The sequence below is a fragment of the Shewanella sp. LC6 genome (genome assembly GCF_006385735.2).
In the GTDB taxonomy this organism is placed as follows: domain Bacteria; phylum Pseudomonadota; class Gammaproteobacteria; order Enterobacterales; family Shewanellaceae; genus Shewanella; species Shewanella xiamenensis.
Genome location: NZ_CP043902.1, coordinates 2,734,089 through 2,756,473 on the forward strand (window position 1 = coordinate 2,734,089; position 22,385 = coordinate 2,756,473).

A 22,385-nucleotide genomic window follows, 5' to 3' on the forward strand; every position below is an offset into this window, starting at 1 on the left:
ATCAAACCTCCGCAACCTGTGCTGTTGGTTTGAGCTCTGCCCCATCCTGATGCTTTGCCGCTTCATTGGCAGTTTTAGCTGTATTAGCATCGCCCAGCGGCAGATACAGTTTGGCGCCCGAGGCCGCAAACTCAGCCGATTTTTGCGCCATGGCCACCGCTAATTCATCTTGAGTTTTGACTCTGATCTGCTGGATTGCTTCTGTGTTTGATTGCCCTTGTTGAGCAGGGTTTATCGATGCAAGCGCTTCAGCGCTCACAACATTTTGGCTTGACGAAGCCACTGACAACGTACCCGCCGCTAAACTTGCCGCATAGTCGCGCACATCTTGGGTGATCTTCATTGAGCAGAACTTAGGGCCACACATAGAGCAAAAATGCGCGACCTTGGCCGACTCCTGTGGCAGGGATTCATCGTGATAGGCTCGGGCGGTATCAGGGTCGAGCCCTAGGTTATATTGATCTTCCCAGCGGAATTCAAAACGCGCCTTGGATAATGCATTGTCGCGGATCTGCGCGCCTGGGTGGCCTTTGGCAATATCAGCAGCGTGGGCGGCAATCTTGTAGGCAATCAGCCCTTGTTTGACATCCTGCTTATTGGGCAAACCTAAGTGCTCCTTCGGCGTCACATAGCAGAGCATGGCGCAGCCATACCATGCGATCATCGCCGCACCGACCCCGGAGGTGAAATGATCGTAACCCGGCGCAATATCGGTAATTTGAGGCCCTAGGGTATAAAACGGCGCCTCGGCGCAGTGGATAAGCTGCTTATCCATATTCTCTTTGATAAGTTGCATCGGGATATGCCCAGGCCCTTCGATAATGGTCTGCACATCGTATTCCCAGGCGATGTTGACCAGCTCGCCTAAGGTTTCAAGCTCGGCAAACTGCGCCTCATCATTGGCATCGGCAATGGAGCCTGGTCGCATACCGTCGCCTAATGACAGCGATACATCGTAGGCCACGCACAGCTCGCAAATCTCACGAAAATGGGTATAGAGGAAGTTTTCTTGATGGTGGCTCAAGCACCATTTGGCCATGATTGAGCCGCCGCGGGACACAATCCCTGTCACCCGTTTAGCGGTCATGGGCACATAGCGCAATAACACGCCCGCGTGGATGGTAAAGTAATCGACGCCCTGCTCCGCTTGCTCAATCAAGGTATCGCGAAATACTTCCCAGGTCAGGTGTTCAGCAACACCATTCACTTTTTCCAGTGCTTGATAAATCGGCACTGTGCCAATCGGCACTGGCGAGTTACGGATAATCCATTCACGGGTTTCATGGATATACCGGCCAGTGGACAAGTCCATCACAGTGTCCGCGCCCCAACGGGTTGACCAAACAAGCTTTTCCACTTCCTCCTCGATGGAAGACGTGACCGCCGAGTTACCGATATTGGCGTTCACTTTGACTAAAAAGTTACGGCCAATAATCATAGGCTCAGCTTCTGGATGATTGATATTTAACGGAATAATGGCGCGTCCACGGGCAATTTCATCGCGGACAAATTCAGGGGTAATCGGTTTACCTATTACCGCGCCGAAGGATTCACCTTGGCCGCGGCGGTTTAAGATTTCATCTTGCACCTCGGCGAGCGCCATATTTTCCCGAATCGCCACATACTCCATTTCAGGGGTAATAATCCCTTGGCGGGCATAGTGTAATTGGCTCACGCGTTTACCCAGTAAGGCGCGGCGAGGACGAACAATCGCACTTGAGCCGGTCTCGAAACGCAGATGATCGAGCCCATCATCTTTCAGGCGTTGCTGGGTAAAATCTGAGGTTGCACAATCGAGCACTTCGGTATCTTGGCGCTCAATAATCCACGGTAATCTGAGTTTGGCTAGTCCTTGACGCACGTTAATTTGCGCAGCCGGATCGGAATACGGGCCAGCGCAGTCGTACACCGGAATGGGAGGATTTTTCTCGACTATCGGCGCGGTCGCAGTGCCGCCAATCCGCGTATCGGTTTGCAGAATTTGCCGCATTCCTACACGGAGATCCTCGCGGCTTCCCTGCAAATACAACTTTTGCGAATTAGGATGTTGTAATGGTTTAAGAGTATCGATAAAGGCTTGTGCCTCGGCGCGCGCCGCACGGCGGCTAGTTTGCCCATGAGTGTTCACGGCAAGTGATTCTGAGGACGATTCTAAACTGGACATAAGCAATCTCACTTTAACTAAAAATGGGGTTGCTTGTCTGGAGGCTTGAGTGTTGAGAGCTGAGCCTTGTAAACCTTAAGTGGATTTACTGACTCAATAACGACTAAATCGATGGGTTAATAGACGGCAAAAGATTGCCGCTGATACGATTTAATGGAAGTTATTATGCTTGTTTCCTTCGCAGGTTTTAACCTGATCAGGTTCAACGGATCCCGAATAAACGGTCTCAGCCAAGAGGCACTCCGACAAGATGGGCAAAAGTATAGGCAGAAGCGCTGCGAACAAACAAGCGTAATTTAAGGACAAAAACCTAGATATCAATCAAAAATAAAGAATTCATAAATCACTGTATATTATAGCATTCAATGTTATTAAACTTTTAAAATCATTATTTTGAGTGAAAATTTATCATCGTTATTTTTTAGCCTTTTGGCCGCTTTACCATCATTTTATTAAGCTGCGCCTTAATGGCATCGTCAATTTCTTGGTTCATTTTCTTGCCACTGCAATCGAAGGGGAAACCTAAGTTCTCAGCATAGGGATTAATTGGGGTGCCTACTTTGACGACCCGATAACAGGTATTACCTTGACGAACGATACGATTCGGATCCAGTTCTAAATCCAAACTGGTGGGGCCGCTAAAATCGTCGGCATTGGGCACAATCAGTACCTCCATCTCAGGGCTCATTTCAGACATATTCGACCGTTTAGAGTAATGATTTGCTTGCTCTAACACTAAATCATCTAAAGCTTGCTCACGCTGTCGTTCAAAATAACGCTGGGTAAATAATCCCACACTGCCCGCCCCACCGCTTTGCCCACTAGCCGCAGACTGCTCAGTACTTGCCGCTTGAACCGAGCTTGATTGGGTTTCTGCCTTTTTCGGTTTAACAGCCTCTTTTGCACTCTGCTGGGTTTGGCCCTGAGTTGAGGTGTTCGGCGTTGAGGTGTTAGGCACAGATGTGTTTGGTACTGATGCTTTTGATTCTGTTACTTTTGATTCTTGGGCGCTGACTTCTGGAGGTTTGGCTATCTGCTCCATGGGTTTTGGCGTCAGCTTTACTGCGACTTTTGGTGACACTTTCGCTGACTGCTCAATATCAGCTGCCGGCTTTACGGTATTAGGCGGTGAGGTTATCGGCTCGCTAGTGTTAATAAACTCTTCCACTGAGATATCTTGAGCAGAATCCGCTGGAGCAGTTTGCGTTGGCGGCGCATAAATAAAATATGCCTTTAACGCTTTGGTTGTAGTCCGTGCGTTAGCAGATGATTCAGTAAAATGCAGCCCTAAGTGTTCCGACTGGGTTCGCCATAAAAAAATTAATAAAAACAGCAGTAAGCCATGGCCAAACATGACCCAAAGCAATAGCTTAAGATTGAAATAATGTGGCCGCTCTAGCCCGCTTAGATTTGAAGATGTTTTAAATGCGCTATCGATTGATCTTTGGTCTGCTTTACTTAAATTGAGGTGTAGATTGTTATCACAAGACTCGACATGAACACTTAAAGCGCTAAAAGGCTTAGTGTTCAAATCTGTAGCGCCTTGGGCTGTAGCACTTAAAAACGTTGCACAAAAAGGCAAAGCGGAAAATGGTGCGGTCTCATCGTTTGTAACGCGGCCGAGCACATCAACACTAAGATCATCTTCTGGGGCTATATTCGATCGAACAGGCAAAATCAATCCCTTAGTACTTAATGAATAAAGTACTTAACAAATCCATGACATCTTACGGAGAATTAGAGAAAGTGAGTCGAACAAAGTTCCAAAGCAGTGACATTATTCAGTTGTAAACCAGTACCATAATCTTGTACAAGGACAACAGAACTCATCAGTGTTATAGCCAATGGCAAGAACACGCAAAACAAATCAGCTTACACGTGTAAGCCAATTGTAGCTTTCCCTTTTATCTACTGATAGACTCAATCATTATCGTCATCGAGTGGATCAACAGCATGCCAAGCCAGAGTTTGATAGAGCCGCAAATGAGTCATGAAAAACCATTGAACATCAGTAGCTATAGCCTTAGTGAAGAGATTGCCAATAGTATCAGCCATGGCCTAGGGGTGATTGCAGGTGTAGTGGGCTTAATCTTTATGCTACTTAAGGGCGCAGATCATCTCACCAATATTCAACTTACAGGTGTTATTATTTATGGTACAAGCCTTATCCTGTTGTTTTTAAGTTCTACCCTGTATCACAGCGTGACGCATGTAGGCTGGAAACATAAACTTAAGATTGCCGACCATTGTGCTATCTACTGCTTAATTGCGGGCACCTACACCCCACTGATGTTAATCAGCCTGCATGGACAGCTTTCAACCATTATCCTGACGGCGATTTGGTCTTTGGCTATTGGTGGGATTTTATTTAAGACCTTATTTATTCACCGATTTAAAAAACTCAGTCTTGTGTTATATCTGGCGATGGGTTGGCTTTGTATGACGGTGATTGGCGATTTGACAGCAGCAATGTCACCGCTTGGATTTAATCTACTGCTATTGGGCGGGTTGTTTTACACCCTTGGAGTGATCTTTTATGTCGGCAAACGTATTCCGTACAATCACGCGATTTGGCATCTGTTTGTGCTAGCTGGCGCGATGAGTCATTTCTTCTGTATTTATTTAACAGTGATCTAGCATCTCACGCACTCTGAGTCACACAAGCCATTCTCTGGGTGGCTTTTTTATATCAATGCTTTGAGACTGAGTTTTATGGCTAAGTGATAAAGTCGCCAGCCAAGCGTTATCTACAATAATTCTGCAACTATCTGTTTCAGCAAAAAGGTTTCCCTGTCGATAGATTGGCCTTTGTTGGCGAAGGTGCGCTGAATTTCTTCATTATGGGCAATGGCTTGATGGATATTGATCCACTCAGGGCGCATACCGTTTTTCACTTCATGGGCTTCAAGCTTTGGCTCACCTAAGCCACGGTTACCTAAAGTCATATCGATTTCACACAGGTAGCAATAGGAATCCATATGTACTATGTTGGCGCCTTCGCGAAACCAAGGTCGATATTCTTCATAGCGGCCAAAGGGTGCAATAACGTTAGCTGCAATGGCGCCGGTTTCTTCCTGTAACTCACGAATAAGCCCAACCTCGATGCTCTCGCCCTTATCCACACCACCGCCGGGCAAGCCGTAATCTCGATATTTTTGGGTATAGAGCAGCAAAATATCTTCCCCCGACAGCACAATGGCGCGGGCGGCTTGGCGATAAAAGATCCTTGCCTGTTTCAAATTGATATTGGCGGCTCGGGTGGACTTCAATAAACGCATAGAAAAACTCAAGATTAACGGCCTATTAGCATAAACCAACTTTATGGATTTATAGAGCAAAACCGTTTTCAAGCAACACGCACAACAATACGTACACTTGAAACGGGTTAATTCAGTTGCTTAGTTGCCGCAAGATTTGCTGATAGGCCGCAACTATTTGCGCCTTATTTGGCAAGCGGCTCTCGGGGATACGTTGGTAATGGCTGATTGTCTGCACAAGATAACGCTTAGCCTGGCTGGTTTTATCCGCATCTAACCCTTGCCACATAATTGAGCCAGTCGAACTTAAGGGTGCCACGTCATTGCGCTTCGAAGCTGTACTCGAATGGGTTAAATGCAATATCTCATAGAAGCGCTGATTTTCTTCGAGTAAATATTCCTGCTTAAGGGATAATCCCAACTCTGCAAGTGAGCTGCGCACATGATAATTATGATGCACGGGACACAAAATAAACTCGAGCGGGCTGGAATGATAAGAATGGTTGTGATTGTCGCTGTGATACTGGCCATAACACGACACTATGCTGCGCACCAGTTCAACCAATAACTCACCCCCCACACCCGCAATAATCACTAAGTGCTTGGCTTGCTTGCCGTAATGCGCCAGTGGCAACGCCGCCACATCCAGACAATGCACTTGCCATTCACTCTGGGCATGGGTGGTTTGCTCTTTTTCGTTTTGAGCGTTTGAGATAGGCTGCCGGGGGAAAAACCGAGCTAACTCAAGGCTGAGTTGCTGCATTAAGGGCGCCACACAATCGACAAAATGCACTTTAGGCGCGGCATTTCTTTGCAGTAACAGCATGCCGAGTAAACCATGATCGCAGCAGCAGTCCCAAATATGATCGTATCCTTGCTCTACCATCTGATTGATCTGCTGTAATCGCTGACTGATTTTCACCGCTGACGCCTCAAAAATCGCGCCCATACATGCTTGAGCGCCATAAGCCGCGCATTCTACCCGAGTCAGCGGTTAAAACCCATCTCTTTAGGTTTGACTATCAGGCTGCCAGCCTCTAGGCCACACCGGTGAATACGTATGCAACCCATTGCGAGTAAAAAGCCATCACCACTAGTATGCATTGACCCATATTCACTATAAAAACAAGGATCAGGGAATGTTCAGCAATCTTCTTACCCACGCACGCCACATCAACTCGCCAACGCGAAATCGACACACTTTATTCACGCCCAGCTTGCTAGCACTCAGCATTAGCAGCCTGTTGAGTACAGGTGCCACGGCGCAAACCCTCAACCTGAGCTCCCCCGATAAGCAAATCGTCTTGAGTCTGAGTGATGATACGGGCCGCCCCGAATACCAAATCCATTTTCATGGCAAAACCGTTATCGAACCGAGCCGCTTAGGGTTAGTCTTTGCCTCACTGGGCGAATTAGGCCAAGGTCTACGTATCAAATCGAGCCACCCCGCCAGTGCCAATAAAAAATGGAAGCAACCTTGGGGTGAGCAAGAGTGGATTAAGGATCAACACAATCAACTGAGCGTGGTATTAACCGACGGTAAAATCGACTTAAACCTCGAGTTTAAAGCCTTTGACGATGGCATCGGCTTTCGTTATCACTTAGCGACTCAAAACGCCCTACCAGCGAATACACCGCTTGCCATCACCGATGAACTTACCGAATTTAATATTGGTCAGAGTGATAAGGCCACCGCCTGGTGGATCCCTTCTCGCGGATGGAACCGCTACGAATATCTGTATCGCACCAGCGCGCTCAATCAGGTCGACCGAGCCCATACTCCTTTTACCTTTAAACTGATCGATGGCACCCATTTAAGCATTCACGAGGCAGCGTTAGTTGATTTTGCCTCGATGACCCTCGATCAACAGCGCGATGGCAAGCTTAAGGCCGATCTCACCCCTTGGTCAGATGGTATTCGCGTTAAAACCCAAGCGGGCTTTTATACCCCATGGCGCACGATTCAAATCGCCGACAAGGCCACGGGGCTGCTTAATTCTCACCTTATACTCAACCTGAATGAACCCAATAAACTGGGGGATGTCTCTTGGGTTAAACCGGGTAAATATGTCGGCATTTGGTGGGGGATGCACCTCAATGAAAACACTTGGGGCTCGGGTCCAACACACGGCGCAACCACCAGCGAAACAGAGCGTTATATGGATTTCGCCGCCAAATACCAGTTTGATGGTGTCTTGGTCGAAGGCTGGAACCAAGGTTGGGATGGCGATTGGTTCCATAATGGCGATCAATTCAGTTTTACTAAGGCCTATGATGATTTCGATTTACCCGCCATTACCGCCTACGGCGCGAAAAAAGGCGTGCGCCTGATTGGTCACCACGAGACCGCAGGCTCAGTCACCCACTACCGCAAGCAAATGAATGATGCCTTCGCCCTGTATGAAAAACATGGCGTGACCCAAGTCAAAACCGGTTATGTCGCTGACGGTGGACAAATCAAACGCATCGATGAAAATGGCATCACCCGTCACGAATGGCACGACGGTCAGTTTATGGTGGGCGAATATCTTCACAGCGTTACCGAAGCAGCCAAGCACCATATCAGCATTAATACCCACGAGCCGATTAAAGATACTGGGCTGCGCCGCACTTATCCTAACTGGATCTCCCGCGAAGGTGCCCGCGGCCAAGAGTACAATGCTTGGGGCAGCCCACCAAATAGCCCAGAACATACCGCCATGTTGCCCTTTACCCGCATGCTGGCTGGACCAATGGACTTTACCCCGGGGATTTTTGATTTGGCGCCTAAGGGATTAGATGCCGAAAATCGTGTGCAAACCACCTTAATGAAGCAACTCGCCCTGTATGTGGTGCTCTACAGCCCAATCCAAATGGCCGCCGACTTGCCACGCAATTATCAAAAACATCTAGATGCCTTCCAGTTTATTCGCGATGTACCAACAGACTGGTATCAAAGTATCGCACTGGCTGGCGAAGTGGGTGATTATGTGGTGTTTGCCCGCCAAGCCAAGGATCAGCAGGATTGGTACTTGGGGGCGCTGACCGATGAAAATGCCCGTCAGATCAAGGTTAAACTGGATTTCCTCGATCCAAACAAACGCTATCAAGCCCAGATCTACCGTGATGGCGCTAAAGCCGATTGGAAAACCAATCCCTATAATTATGTGATTGAAACCAAAGAGGTCAGCGCCAAAGACAGCCTAACCTTAGCCCTCGCCAGCAGTGGTGGCACAGCGATCCGCTTTAAGGCTCTTTAAATTAAGCAAAGTAATAGGGCGACCAAGATGGTCGCCCTATTAGGTTTGCAATGCGATTAATTTAACCTGAACTCGGGATAACGAGTGTCGAAAAGTCTAAATTTAACAAACAAAATCAATGCCATAGATGATTATTTTGAATAAAAAAATCTTTTTCCCGACTGAATGCGCAGATTTTTGCGCATATCAAGGCGCTCTGTCGTACGCCATAGCGAGCTATGGTGAGACAGAGCAACGCAGAGAGGCTCGAAAAGATGCCTATTCAGCGGCGCTACTTATCCCGAGCTCAGGTTAATTTAAGGTCAACGCCACAATTTTAAGGGGATGATTATCATCGAATGACGGAAAATCCTCATGGGGATCGAGCCAAGTGTGATCAATCACACCTCGGCCTTGTTTTTCAACGCAGCGAACTAGACTATCAAACCAATCTTGACGGTCTACTTTGGCGACATTATTGCAACACACTATGGTGCCACCAGCCTTGGTTGATAATAATGCGGGTTTAAATAACCCTTGGTAATCATTAACTAAATCGACAATCCCGAAGGCACTCTTGGCATAACGAGGCGGATCAAGAAATACCAAATCAAATTGGGTTTGCGGCAATTTGGGGTAACTGGGTAATTTTTGGTTGCGGCGCCCTCCCACACTTAAACCAGCTAATTGGCGCAAAGCCGGAAACGCATCACTCTGCACAAACTCACATACCTCTGACACTTGGTTTAATTCGGCATTAGTTCGCCCTGCGGCGAGTGCAAAGGAGGAAAAGTCGACATTCACAACCCGTTCTGCGCCGCCCATGGCCGCAGCAGTGCCGATACCACAGGTGTAAGAAAACAAATTCAGTACGGTTTTATCTTGACTGTGTGCACGCACATATTCGCGGCCAATACGCATATCAAGAAATAGCAGCGGATCTTGTCCTTCGTGGCGTAGCTTAGTGGTAAATTTAATCCCATTTTCCTGCATCACCAACTCGGCACTGGCAATATCATCCAGTTCAGGGCTTAGCGCATTGAGCACCCGCGAATGGCCAGCGGAGCGGTCGTTATACACTACCGGCAGGGCTACTTCTTGGGTGAGCACGTCCACTACTTCAGCTAATTCCTCAGCGGTTAAGGTGTGGTGAAAACTCTGCACTAACCAATTATCGCCGTAGCGATCGACATTCAAGCCACTGACACCTTCGACCGTGCCATGGAACACCCGAAAACAATCGGTATGATCTTGTTCTGCTTGTAGTAAAAAATCATGGCGTTTAGCTAAAGCCGTCGATAACAGCGTTTGAATAGACATAAAAAGCGGGACTCATACAGCGGAAACCTGCGTAAGGTTTCAAGGGGAAAACGGCATGATAGCAAACTCAGCGACAAAATATCGGATAAATTCCCCCAGTATCCAATTACAGACTATGCAAGCGGAGCCGTTTTAGCTTAAGGCACTAAGTGAGGCAGCCCCTTTGGCTCACCCCTTCCCTTAGCGCCTACACCATTAGTAGCCGCAAACGACACCACTAGACTATGTCACTAAAACGATGCCTGATAAACGGGATAATCGATATAGCCAGCTTCACCGCCGCCATACAAGGTAAGCCTTGCATCCGCATCAAACTCGGTTAATGGCCAGTCATGGGCAAAGCGCGCGACTAAATCCGGATTGGTCACAAACGGCGTGCCAAAGGCCACAAAATCAGCATAGTGTTGGTCGAGTAAACGCTGAGCAGATTGCTTGGTTAATTTCCCCGCCACCATTATAGGATGTTGATACACACTGCGCACTTGCTGACGAAACGCGTCAGACACTTCCACATAGCGCGAGATGTTTTCAGAAAAATGCACATAGGCAAGATTCATCGGTTGTAGGTGTTGTAGCAAGGCGAGTGTTAATTGGATGATGTCAGGGTTGTCACCGGTAAATCCCTCGCCAATATGGGGAGATATCCGCACAGCGACTCTCCCTGATCCAATGGTCTGTGTAAGGGCTTGTAAGGTGTCGACTAAAAAACGCAACCGATTTTCTTGGCTGCCACCGTAGCGATCTTGCCGTTGATTACTTTCTAAGCGCAAAAAAGTATCAAATAAATAGCCATGGGCTGCATGCACTTCAACCCCATCAAAACCGGCTAACATCGCGTTTTGTGCTGCTTGCACAAAATCGCTGGTAGTCGCTTGGATGTCTTGTTCGCTCATCGCCTTTGGCTGCTGGGTTTCAATCATGCCAAAGCCACCTTCAGGCAATGGACCAAATACCTGATCGGGTATTTTTATTGCCGATGGCGCAAGAGGCTCAGCGCCAGACACACTCGAATGGCTGCGACGACCAACATGCCAGAGTTGGATAAATATTTTCCCACCTTCTTGGTGCACCGCTTCAGTGACTTTTTTCCAGCCTTCAATCTGTGCTGGAGTATAAATCCCTGGGGTCATTGAATAGCCTCTCGCCACCGCTGATACGGGTGCGCCTTCGGTAATAATCAATCCTGCGCTTGCTCGCTGGCGATAATAGGTGGCCATCATCTCGTTCGGAATATCCCCCGGCTGAGTACTACGTGAGCGAGTCATTGGAGCCATCACAATACGGTTTTTGGTTTCTAACACATGACCTTTGAATGCCTTGAACATACTTTCCCCTAGGCTTGATAAGTTGGATAGTCAGTTAACCCTTTTTCGCCACCACCAAACAGCGTTGTTGGGTCATGCTCAGCCAACGGATAGCCGTGTTTTAGCCGCTCGGGTAAATCCGGATTGGCAATAAAAGGTCGTCCAAAACCAATCATATCAGCCAGACCATCGTTAATAGCTTGCTCCGCTGTGTGAGCGTTGTATCGTCCGGCATAAATCAGCACGCCCTGATAAGCCTCACGCAATGCTTGTTTGAATGAGCGTGGCGTATCAGGTGCATCATCCCAATCCACCTCGGCAATATGTAGATAAACAATGCGATGTTTGTTAAGTAACGCAGCGGCAGCTGTATAGGTCAAAATCGGGTCCGCATCCACAGTACCATTGAGGGTCGTAAGGGGCGCTAAACGCACACCCACTCGCTCAGCACCAATAGCATCGACCAATGCCGTAACCACTTCGTCTAAAAAACGTAGGCGATTTTCAAGGCTACCGCCGTACTCATCACTACGGTTGTTGGCTTCGGAATCAATAAATTGGTTGATCAAATAGCCATTAGCGGCGTGGAGTTCAATGCCATCAAAGCCAGCCGCCATAGCATTGAGCGCTGCTTGACGATAATCGGCGATCACTTGCGCAATATCAGCCTTCGTCATTGCCAGAGGCGCAACGACATCAACAAAACCAGGTTCATCAGTGCCGTTATCGACAAACACTTTTACGTTTTCCGCTTTTAATGCGGATGAAGAAATCGGTTGTTGCCCACCAATATTGTCAGGATGGGTGACTCGGCCTACATGCCATAACTGAGCAAAAATCACTCCGTTCTTGGCATGAACTGCCTCAGTGACGATACGCCAGCCCGCGATCTGTTCGGGAGTATAAATACCAGGAGTCCAAGCATACCCTTTTGCAGTTGGAGAAATCTGTGTGCCTTCAGAGACAATGAGCCCCGCACTCGCACGCTGAGCATAATAGGTTGCCATCATATGATTGGCCACATCGCCTGGCTGACTGGCTCTTGAACGAGTCATTGGCGGCATAACGATGCGGTTTTTGAGTGTTAATGCACCCAAGGTGATCGGTTGAAACAGTGATTGCGTCATAATATAACCCTCTCATTTCGTTGCAAACATACTAGCAAACTCAACAAGAGACATTGAGCGCAATAAAGACAAATGATTTTTGTTGTAAATGCAAAAATGTTCACTAACACGTCAATACGACAAGTGTTGCCCTACCGCTTACAGGGTTAGCTTAGGCTGAATAAAATCAATAAAGGCCGAGATACGTTTCGCGACGGTAGAAGATTTATAGTACACCGCATTGATCTGCTCTCGGCCGGTATTGGTGATTTTTTCACTCTCCAATAAGGGGATTAAACGCCCCTCAGCGATATCCTTTTTCACCATAAATCCCGATAAGCAGGCAATACCATTACCCGTTAATGCAAGCTGCCTTAACGTTTCACCGTTACTTGAGGTTAATGTAGGTGTAAACCGAGTAAATCCGTTCAGTGGCCAATCATTGAGGGTTTTAGGGGTAGAAAATCCCAGCAAATCGTGGTGAATAAGATCGCTGCTTTTATTGGGAAAACCGCGCCTTGATAGGTAATCTGGTGAGGCTACAATGTACAGCAAGCTTTTCCCAAGTGGCCTAGCATGCAAAGTCGAATCCGTTAAGTTGCCAATGCGGATCGCGAGATCGGTTTTCTTTTCAAGCAAATCGACAAAACCTTCGTTGGAGGTGAGTTCCAATTCAATATCGGGATAGGTTTGCTTAAATGGCTGGATAAGCGGCACTAATTGATGAAACACAAAGGGACTTGCGGCATCGACACGTAAACGGCCTCTCGGTAGCTCTCCACGAGTGATGATCTCCTCTTCAGCTTGCTGGATCTGTAATAAGCCAATTCGGATGGCTTCAACAAACTGGCGACCTTCCTCGGTTAATTCGATCCGGCGAGTCGTGCGATTTAAAATAGAAACGCCAACTTGGCTTTCAACCTTGCTCACCGCCCGAGACACGCGGGCAACTTGAATATCTAACAGTTCAGCTGCCGCCGAAAAACCACCACTGTCGACGACAGCAAGCAGTATTTCTAAATCATCGGACCGTGTTTTCATTTTATTTCTCGCACCACACCCGCAATTATTGCATTTATAGCAAATATCATTGGTATAAATATCTGTATTTTACAATTTGCAAAAATCACTAAAGTGTCTCAATGAGTTGCTCGAATCCTGCGGCGGCTTTGGTTGGTACAAATTCCACCACATCAAATTCAGCCACGTCTTCGGTATAGAAAGGATCTTGCTGCAAAATAGCCTCGAGTACTGCACGCGACTCCGCCTTAGCGAAGATCACACCGCCCGTGCGTGGCACCTTACGGCCCGAAGCGATAAAAACGCCCTTGGCGTAATACGCATCAAGATAATCAATATGAGCAGCTAAATGTAACTCAACATCTGCCAGCGGCTTTTTGTAGGTTAAGGTGATAACAAACATAGATATCCTTTATTCAAAACATAATCGATTTTGACAGGTGCTAACCATGATTACATGAGAGCATCTGCTGACATACTGTTCCATTATTTTTGCAGTATCAATCGCATAATGCGTCTATTGCTCACTGCTGCTGACACTTTAGCCACTGACTGGATACCCACACAACCCCATAGGAGTGTAAAATAGGCTGCTATTAGGTTACACGGCTGTTTAACTTGAGTTATCAATGGATGATGAATACGTATGTAAGCGGTTGTGCGTCAATCGACGCTGCGGCTACTATAAATTCGCTAGTTCCACCCTCTGCTTGTGGGGTTGAACACTGTGAGGTCGTTTCTGGTGGTTGCCTTTGAGGATAGCTGTCAGGCTTAGGTTCTTTTCTGCTTCTGAGCATTTGCATCATAGAGTATGAAAATGAATTTATTGGCGAATATGCTTCTGAGGGAGAGGTATATTCGCTATTTTTTAGCATCAAAACACACCTTTATAGCGACCAAACCGAACTGGCACAATAATGCGTAAACTGAGCCAAAGCTATTGATTAAGCTTTCAAATTATAACGATAAATGACTCAAGGCAGCACTGCTGTCCGCTACTGAAGGGAAGTTGCATGTCCACGGATCAACAAACGATTACCCCATTAAAAAGTGTCTCACCCAAGATGGTGCATCGCGCCGTACATAAGCTACAACCCGAGCTAAATTTCTGGCAAATTTTTAATATGTGCTTTGGTTTTTTGGGGATCCAATTCGGTTTTGCCCTGCAAAATGCCAACGTCAGTCGCATTTTCCAAACCCTTGGCGCCTCTATCGATGAAATTCCCATCCTGTGGATTGCCGCACCGTTAACTGGTCTGCTGGTTCAACCTATTATTGGTTATCTGAGCGATAATACTTGGGGGCGCTTAGGTCGCCGTCGGCCGTATTTTTTAATCGGCGCTATTTGTACGACGCTTGCGATATTTGTGATGCCGCATTCCCCTACGTTATGGATTGCCGCGGGCATGCTGTGGATTATGGATGCCTCAATCAATATCGCCATGGAACCCTTCCGTGCCTTTGTGGGGGATAATTTGCCTCCCAAGCAGCGCACCCAAGGTTATGCCATGCAAAGCTTTTTTATTGGCATCGGTGCAGTTGTGGCCTCGGCCCTGCCCTATATTCTCAGTAACTTCTTTGCTGTCGCCAACACCGCGCCAGCGGGCGAAATAGCCGATTCGGTGCGTTATGCCTTCTATTTTGGTGGCGCCGTGCTGTTTCTCAGTGTGGCTTGGACTGTTGTGTCCACCAAAGAATATTCCCCCGATGAACTTGCCGCCTTCCATAGCAATGCTGACGCAGGCATAGATGAGCAACAACATCGCACTCGCACCCACAAGAATTATCAATTTGCCGCTATCGTTTGGATGACGGTAGGCGCGCTACTAACGCTTGCGGTGTGGACGCAGGATTTAGATAAGCAGCTGTATATTTTAACCTTAGGGATTTTTGCCTTTGGCCCATTGCAACTTTACTGCGCCCTGCGCTTAGGTAAATCAACGCCCTCACAACGTTCGCAACTGGGCATTGTCTTTAATGTGGTCGATGATTTATTCCATATGCCTAAGGCCATGCATCAATTAGCGATAGTGCAGTTTTTCTCTTGGTTCGCGCTTTTTGCGATGTGGATATACACCACCTCGGCGGTGACGTCTTATCACTTTGGCAGCAGCGATGTGTTATCCCCGGCCTACAATAATGGTGCCGATTGGGTGGGCGTACTATTCGCCTCCTACAATGGATTTTCGGCCATTGCGGCGCTGTTTATTCCGCTACTTGCCAAACGGATCGGGATCAAACTCACCCATACCTTCAATATGTTCTGCGGTGGTTTTGGCTTAATCAGTTTCTATTTTATCAAGGATCCCAGCCTGCTATGGCTGCCGATGATAGGGGTGGGTATTGCCTGGGCCTCAATTCTATCTATCCCCTACGCGATGTTATCCAGCACCTTACCGCCGAAAAAAATGGGCGTGTATATGGGAATTTTTAACTTCTTTATCGTGATCCCACAGCTCCTTGCCGCCAGCGTCTTAGGCGTAATCCTCAATGGATTATTTGATGGTCAACCCATCTATGCCCTGATCACCGGCGGCGTCCTCATGCTCTGCGCCGGGATTGCCGTGCTCTTTGTTGAGCAGCCGAATACTCAGCACACTCAAGCGTAAATCGCAGATCCTACAACTCGGCACTCTTGGCGTTTGGGCAGCTAAACGCCAATACGTATAGCCACATAGCTTACAACAAGAATAAATCGCAATTAGCACCATCTATTAATTGGGGAGATTTTGATGAATATGGCATCGACAACAGTACCTTTGCAGCAGGCTCGCAGCTTAACTCGTAAGCCGATTGCACTCGCAATTGCCGCAAGCCTTATCGGCGTTACCAGCTTAATGGGCTGCTCCCCCTCGGCCCCCAATGCAGACACATCAACACCGACCGTCACCAAAGCTACAGACGTACAAATTGCCCCCGGCGCCCCCGGCAAAGCCCCGACCTGGGCGTTCTCCGGCAAAACCGGTATCGGCACTTCCTATGAGCCTTATACTCAAGGGCAATACCAGGATAGCGCGCAAAATCCCATTAGCCGCGTGTGGTTCTCCATCGCGCAGGGGATTTTAACCGAAACCATGTATGGCCTTATTCACAACGCTCAGCTCAAAGAGTTGCAATTTGTGATCACCGGCAATGGCTTCGTCGATACCGAAAAAGACAACACGATCAGCAGCATTGAATACTTAGATACCGATGCTAACGGTCGCCCACAATCCTTGGCCTATAAGATTATCAATCGCGACGTTGAAGGTAAGTATCAGATAGAAAAGCATATCTTTACCGATCCCGACCGCGATACGCTGATGATGCGCGTGACGTTTACCGCCTTTGAAGCGGGCATCACACCGCATTTATACGTTAATCCCCATATCGATAATGCGGGCGCGAATGATATTGGCAGAATCGATCATCAAGCCCTTATCGCTCGTACGGCGAATCCCCACAGCAGCGTGATGACGGTGAAATCGGATATCGACTTTGCGCAGGCGACCACCGGTTTTGTCGGTGTATCCGACGGTTTGGCCGATTTAGCCGATAACGGTAAGCTCGATACGCTGTATCAGGCCACCAGCAGCGCCGAAAATCCGACTCAAGGCAACATTGCTTTTACCGCCAGTTATCCCGCACTCCAAGCGAATCAAGCTCTTAATGTGAATTTGGCGATTGGTTTTGGCCAGGATGAGGCCAGCAGTTTAGCCAATGCCAACGCCAGCTTAACGGCGGGGTATGACGCAGTGCTGAGTCAATACAACGCTGGTTGGCACAGTTATTTACAATCGCTGCCCGCGATGCCAGCTATGGCGCAAAGCACAACAGATAATGGCAAGCTGCTGTATACCAGTGCCATGGTACTCAAGGCGCAGGAAGATAAAACCTACGCGGGCGCCCTTATCGCTTCGCTTTCTAATCCTTGGGGCGATACCGTCCCTGCTGTCACACCCAGCACGGGCTACAAGGCTGTTTGGCCGCGCGACTTTTATCAATGCGCCATGGCATTTCTCGCCATGGGCGATACCCAAACGCCTAAAGTCGCCTTTGAATACCTTAAAAAGGTGCAAGTGAGCGATAAAACCCCAGGCTTTAGCGGCACACCCGGTTGGTTTTTACAAAAGACCCATGTGGACGGCCAAATTGAATGGGTGGGCGTACAGCTCGACCAAACGGCGATGCCTATCATGCTCGGCTGGAAACTCTGGCAGGCAGGCGTACTCAGTCAAGCTGAACTTAACCATTGGTATCAAGAGATGTTAAAAGCTGCGGCGGACTTTTTAGTCAGCGGCGGCGAAGTCAATCTTGACTGGAATCACACCCAAATTACGCCACCAAAAACCCAACAAGAACGTTGGGAAGAACAGGCAGGTTATTCGCCCTCCACCACGGCCGCAGTGATCGCAGGCTTAGTGGCCGCGAGTGATATTGCCAAGGCAGTAAACGACAGCGATGCCAGTCAACGTTATCTCGCGACCGCTAAAACGCTTAATCAACAACTTGAAAAACACTTAGTGACGACCCAAGGTTTGCTCACGGATAGCCAAGGTATTAAGGCGCCTTATTATCTGCGATTAAGCCCCAACGGTGAGCCAAACAGCGCCGAGCAACTCGCCGCCAATAATGGCCGTGCGGGATTAGATCAACGTCAGATCCTCGATGGCGGCTTTTTAGAACTGGTGCGCTATGGCGTGCGTGGCGCCACCGATAAGCTGATTAATCAAAGCCTAGCGCTGGTGGATAATACCGAGCTTGAGGACAATTTACGCCTCAAATACAACTTTATGGCAAAGGATGGCAGCAGCGTTCCAGGCTTTAGACGTTACGGTAACGATGGCTACGGTGAAGACACTATAACCGGCGCAAACTACGCCGAATCGGGCAGTAATAGCGACAACCAACGCGGCCGCGTCTGGCCCTTCTTTACTGGCGAGCGTGGGCATTTTGAATTGGCCCTTGCCAGCGCCAAGGGAGAGCTAAGCGGTGCTCACGCACAGCAAACCAAGCAGCAACTTATCAATACCTATGTGCAAGGGATGGAAACCTTCGCCAACGCGGGTCTAATGCTCCCCGAACAAGCATGGGACGGTGTGGGTAACGCCACTCGTTACCAATATCAACTCGGCCAAGGCACTAACTCCGCCACCCCGCTCGCCTGGACCCATGCTGAATATATCAAGCTGGTACGTTCAATGAGCGACGGCCGTGTATGGGATAACTACCCCATCGTCCCTGAGGCGTTGAAATAATTTTTAAGGCTGATACCTGTGAGTAAAGCCCGCAAAACCTCAGTTTTGCGGGCTTTATGATCACAAGCGGCATATCATTCAGCACCGACTTAATACCTTTAATTTGCCCCACATCATCCATTCTGCGCACCGTAAAAGCATTCTCTGTTTTTATGTGAATACTTGTTTTTATTGCCGTTACTTCAATAAAAAATTGACTTACATAAGTCAGTCAGCTTGATCACGAGACTCCAATAGGGTGATTGTTTACTTAAGCAAATACATGACATAAACGCCTTCGACATGTGCTAAAGTTAGCTTATACTGTGTATATGTACAGTATCTAGATGCATATGATCATGGTTACTCCTGAACAATCAAAAATCCAATACCCTTTCTTTAGCACATCGGTGGCGGCGGGATTTCCTTCTCCCGCCAATGATTATATTGAGCAATCGCTTGATCTAAATGAGCTTTGTATCAAACACCCCACCGCAACCTTTTTTGTCAAAGTTCAAGGCGATTCGATGGTCGATGCCGGAATTTCCTCTGGTGATATATTAGTGGTTGACCGAGCCTTACAAGCCACCCATGGAGATATTGTAGTGGCGGCCATCAATGGGGAATTTACGGTAAAGCAATTGCAATTACGTCCTGTGGTGCAATTATTGCCATGTAATCCGGCCTACAGTGCAATTCCACTCAGCCACGAGTCAGAGTTAGACCTATTCGGTGTCGTGACTTGTGTGGTGAAAAAACTCAAATGACCGCCAACTTATTCGCCCTCGTAGACTGTAATAATTTTTATGCGTCCTGTGAGCGTATGTTTCGGCCCGATCTACAGGGCAAACCTATCGTTGTGCTGTCAAATAACGATGGTTGTGTCGTCGCGCGTTCATCGGAAGCAAAGCAATTAGGCATAAAAATGGCCGTGCCGGTTTATCAAGTGATGGAGATGATCCGCGCCCATAATGTGGCGGTATTTTCGTCCAACTATGCCCTTTACGCTGATATTTCAAATCGCGTCATGACCACACTTGAGCAAATGGTGCCTAGGGTAGAAGTCTACTCAATCGATGAGGCTTTTTTGGACCTGTCTCGGCTCGATAAATGTCAAGATATTAACCAGTTAGCCACGGATATTCGTCAGCGGATCCAGCAATGGATTGGCATCAGTGTCTGCGTAGGAATTGGACCGAGCAAAACCTTAGCCAAGCTAGCTAACTATGCCGCCAAACAGTATCCCGCCACCCAAGGCGTTGTCGATTTACGCGATAAAGAACGCCAACGTCGGTTAATGGCACTCACTCCCATTGATGAAGTTTGGGGCATTGGCCGAAAAATTGCGCAACGTTTAAAACTGATGGGCATCCATACCGCTCTACAGCTTGCAGATGCCCATCCTAAACTTATCCGAGACAATTTTTCCGTCATGGTTGAGCGAACGGTGTACGAGCTTAACGGTATTGCCTGTGATGATATTCAGCAGGTGGTAGCGACAAAGCAGCAAATCATCAGCTCGCGCTCCTTTGGCGCACGTATTACCACCTTTGAAGCGATGCAGCAGGCTATCAGTGACTATACCTTTAGGGCCTGCGAGAAATTGCGAGCGGAGGGGCAGTTTGCCCGCACCTTATCAGTGTTTATTCGCAGCAGTTATTTCACTCAACATCAGCCCCAATATAGCCAAGCATTGACTGGACATCTTGTGTCTCCTAGTGACGATACCCGTGATTTTATCGAGTTAGCGCAGCGGCTATTGCATCGGCTTTGGCGTACAGGTCCCGCCTATGCTAAAGCTGGTGTCATGTTAGGAGATTTTTATGCGCCAGGCGTGTTTCAATTAGGCTTGTTTGACGAGGCCAAACCACAACCTAAAAGTAAAGAATTGATGAAACTGCTTGATGGTATCAATCACAGTGGTAAAGGAAGTATTCAATTTGCAGGACAAGGACTGAATGCCGATTGGAGAATGAAGCGTGGTCAACTCTCTCCCCGCTACACTACCCAATGGAGACATATTCCGATAATAAAATAAGCCATAAGCATGAACAACGAAATAATATGCTAGAGCTGTTCCATTTGTTAAATCCGCTAAAACACAGTCAATAATGGTCTATATTTCAACATCTAATAAGATTCATGCTATTAACACCTTTAATCTTAAATTGATAGCGATCACATTATTCAAAACTGACCTAAACAAAACATTCAGCCTAAAGATTGACATTGTAAAGATGATGTTACGTTACATTGCGATACAATCTAGCCTTTTTCACATGCAGCACCGCATCTTATTACTTCAAGCCAACCTTAATTAGCTTCTGCAAGTTTACATTAGCAACATGCGATTAACACAAAACAAACAATTAAGCTGTTGATATTAAAGTTGTTAATGATAGTTTTCCGACTATGGAGGGCAGTTGCACATAAAATATAAGCCTTGATGAAACCCTTCCTGATCATCACGGCATTGTTAAGGGAATGAAAATATGATTACGCAAACAACCGTTGCACGTGCGGTTCGTTTTAGTTTACTTGCTTTAGTATCAACATCTTTATCACCATTGGTTTTCGCAGCTGATGAAACCGCGGTTGCCGAGGATAAAGTTGAGCGTATCGAAGTAACTGGTTCACGTATTAAGCGTACCGATCTTGAGAATGCTTCACCTGTAGTGGTTGTCAGTGCAGCCGACATTGAAAAAGGCGGGTTTAACTCAGTCCAAGATGTTTTAGGTAACCTATCGCAAAACTCTGGCGGCTCCATGACTCAGCAAGAAGTTCATGGTTTCACCCCAGCTGCATCTGCTGTAAATCTTCGTGGTGTTGGCGCTGGACGCGTTCTCACCCTCATCAATGGTAAACGCGTACCTAAATATCCTTTTGGGGCCGGTGGTACAGATAGTTTTGTCGATACCGCAAACATTCCGTTAGGAGCGATTGAACGCATTGAGATCTTAACCACAGGTGCATCAGCCATTTACGGCTCGGATGCCATGGGCGGCGTTATCAACATTATCTTGAAAAAAGATGTTGAGCAAAGCACCTTGAAATATCGCTTCTCCGATACCGTTGATGGTGGCTTACAAAACAACCAATTCTCCTTTATGACGGGCGTAAGCAGCGATAAAGCGAACCTAACTTTCTTCGCCGAATACGAAGACCGTCAAGCCTTAAAAGGAACAGATCGCCCAGAATGGGGAACAGATATCGTTCCGGGCAACCCTTATGCGGCTTACAGTTCATATGGTGCGAACATTGTCACCAGCGATAATAAACTGTTTAAAACCTTATCTGCTGCAGAATGTGAGGCACGTGGTTATCAAGTGATGTCCAATGGTCGCTGCGGTTTTGATCGCTCGCCACAACGGGATTTCTCTCCAGAACAAAAACGCTATTCAACTATGGTGAACCTCACCAAAGAACTGAATGATGACCATCAGCTCTACTCCCGAATTGACTATACACATGCCTCAACTTTTACCGAAATTGAGTCAGCAACTGTCGGTGATGACTTTAAATATAAAGTAGTTGGCGATGATGTCACTATCTACAACAAGTCAAAAGGCCTCTCACAAACCTTCAAAAAATCATCAGCCTTTGGCGGTGATTTTGCCAGCGCAGCCGACGGAGAATATTTCTACACTCGTCGTATGTCAGAGTTAGGTCCACGTACTTCCGATTTTGAAACCAATAACTTCTCGTTCTTGATCGGTGGTAAAGGTTATCTGACTGAAGGCATCGAATATGACACATCTTGGTCTATTGCCCGCTAAACCG

Annotated in this window: 16 protein-coding genes and 1 riboswitch; of the genes, 7 read left to right on the forward strand and 9 right to left on the reverse strand. The window is 47.5% G+C overall.

Going from position 1 to position 22,385, the window contains the following annotated elements; translation table 11 throughout:
• Position 1: 1 nt before the first annotated feature.
• Complete coding sequence (gene thiC / locus FJD32_RS12390; protein WP_140906653.1) at positions 2 to 2,164, reverse strand: phosphomethylpyrimidine synthase ThiC; 2,163 nt, start codon at positions 2,162 to 2,164, stop codon at positions 2 to 4.
• A gap of 156 nt (positions 2,165 to 2,320) precedes the next feature.
• Positions 2,321 to 2,419: riboswitch (TPP riboswitch) on the reverse strand.
• 166 nt (positions 2,420 to 2,585) lie between these two features.
• Entirely contained in the window at positions 2,586 to 3,839 is a 1,254-nt protein-coding gene (locus FJD32_RS12395) for a hypothetical protein (RefSeq protein ID WP_140906654.1), read from the reverse strand.
• Positions 3,840 to 4,117: 278 nt separating this feature from the next.
• Here FJD32_RS12395 and FJD32_RS12400 point away from each other — a divergent pair, with 278 nt between their 5' ends.
• A complete protein-coding gene (locus tag FJD32_RS12400) occupies positions 4,118 to 4,801 on the forward strand; it encodes a hemolysin III family protein (protein WP_055648295.1) in 684 nt (227 codons plus the stop codon).
• 110 nt (positions 4,802 to 4,911) lie between these two features.
• Here the strand turns inward: FJD32_RS12400 and FJD32_RS12405 are convergent, their stop codons facing one another.
• Both FJD32_RS12405 and FJD32_RS12410 read right to left on the reverse strand, forming a co-directional pair.
• The gene (locus tag FJD32_RS12405) at positions 4,912 to 5,442 is read right to left on the reverse strand and encodes an NUDIX domain-containing protein (RefSeq protein WP_055648294.1); all 531 of its coding nucleotides are present in this window, start codon (positions 5,440 to 5,442) and stop codon (positions 4,912 to 4,914) included.
• Between the two features lie 112 nt (positions 5,443 to 5,554).
• Positions 5,555 to 6,343 carry a tRNA (adenine(22)-N(1))-methyltransferase TrmK gene (locus FJD32_RS12410; protein ID WP_037419037.1) on the reverse strand — a complete coding sequence of 263 codons (789 nt, stop codon included), beginning with the start codon at positions 6,341 to 6,343 and terminating at the stop codon, positions 5,555 to 5,557.
• A 217-nt stretch (positions 6,344 to 6,560) separates the two neighbouring features.
• On the opposite strand from FJD32_RS12410, the gene FJD32_RS12415 reads away from it, so the two are divergent.
• Complete coding sequence (locus FJD32_RS12415; protein ID WP_140906655.1) at positions 6,561 to 8,660, forward strand: glycoside hydrolase family 97 protein; 2,100 nt, start codon at positions 6,561 to 6,563, stop codon at positions 8,658 to 8,660.
• Between the two features lie 291 nt (positions 8,661 to 8,951).
• Here the strand turns inward: FJD32_RS12415 and FJD32_RS12420 are convergent, their stop codons facing one another.
• From FJD32_RS12420 to FJD32_RS12440, 5 genes are all read right to left on the reverse strand, one after another.
• Positions 8,952 to 9,959 (reverse strand): class I SAM-dependent methyltransferase, encoded by a 1,008-nt coding sequence (locus FJD32_RS12420; protein WP_037431613.1) that lies wholly within the window; start codon positions 9,957 to 9,959, stop codon positions 8,952 to 8,954.
• Between the two features lie 230 nt (positions 9,960 to 10,189).
• Positions 10,190 to 11,284 carry an alkene reductase gene (locus FJD32_RS12425; RefSeq protein WP_109277882.1) on the reverse strand — a complete coding sequence of 365 codons (1,095 nt, stop codon included), beginning with the start codon at positions 11,282 to 11,284 and terminating at the stop codon, positions 10,190 to 10,192.
• 8 nt (positions 11,285 to 11,292) lie between these two features.
• On the reverse strand, positions 11,293 to 12,390 hold the full coding sequence (locus FJD32_RS12430; protein WP_140906656.1) for an alkene reductase: 1,098 nt from the start codon (positions 12,388 to 12,390) through the stop codon (positions 11,293 to 11,295).
• A gap of 138 nt (positions 12,391 to 12,528) precedes the next feature.
• Positions 12,529 to 13,410 (reverse strand): LysR family transcriptional regulator, encoded by an 882-nt coding sequence (locus FJD32_RS12435; RefSeq protein ID WP_055648290.1) that lies wholly within the window; start codon positions 13,408 to 13,410, stop codon positions 12,529 to 12,531.
• Between the two features lie 88 nt (positions 13,411 to 13,498).
• Positions 13,499 to 13,792, reverse strand: a complete 294-nt coding sequence (locus tag FJD32_RS12440) for a YciI family protein (protein WP_037431416.1) — start codon at positions 13,790 to 13,792, stop codon at positions 13,499 to 13,501.
• 661 nt (positions 13,793 to 14,453) lie between these two features.
• Here FJD32_RS12440 and FJD32_RS12445 point away from each other — a divergent pair.
• The 5 genes from FJD32_RS12445 (at position 14,454) to FJD32_RS25085 (ending at position 22,381) form a co-directional block, all read left to right on the forward strand.
• Positions 14,454 to 15,998 carry an MFS transporter gene (locus FJD32_RS12445; RefSeq protein ID WP_231640409.1) on the forward strand — a complete coding sequence of 515 codons (1,545 nt, stop codon included), beginning with the start codon at positions 14,454 to 14,456 and terminating at the stop codon, positions 15,996 to 15,998.
• A 129-nt stretch (positions 15,999 to 16,127) separates the two neighbouring features.
• Complete coding sequence (locus tag FJD32_RS12450; protein WP_055648303.1) at positions 16,128 to 18,626, forward strand: glucan 1,4-alpha-glucosidase; 2,499 nt, start codon at positions 16,128 to 16,130, stop codon at positions 18,624 to 18,626.
• Between the two features lie 338 nt (positions 18,627 to 18,964).
• Positions 18,965 to 19,372 carry a translesion error-prone DNA polymerase V autoproteolytic subunit gene (gene umuD, locus FJD32_RS12455; protein ID WP_229777742.1) on the forward strand — a complete coding sequence of 136 codons (408 nt, stop codon included), beginning with the start codon at positions 18,965 to 18,967 and terminating at the stop codon, positions 19,370 to 19,372.
• Entirely contained in the window at positions 19,369 to 20,643 is a 1,275-nt protein-coding gene (gene umuC / locus FJD32_RS12460; protein WP_140906657.1) for a translesion error-prone DNA polymerase V subunit UmuC, read from the forward strand. The genes umuD and umuC overlap by 4 nt, the downstream gene beginning before the upstream one ends.
• Positions 20,644 to 21,097: 454 nt before the next feature.
• The gene (locus tag FJD32_RS25085) at positions 21,098 to 22,381 is read left to right on the forward strand and encodes a TonB-dependent receptor plug domain-containing protein (protein ID WP_240199953.1); all 1,284 of its coding nucleotides are present in this window, start codon (positions 21,098 to 21,100) and stop codon (positions 22,379 to 22,381) included.
• Positions 22,382 to 22,385: the final 4 nt, after the last annotated feature.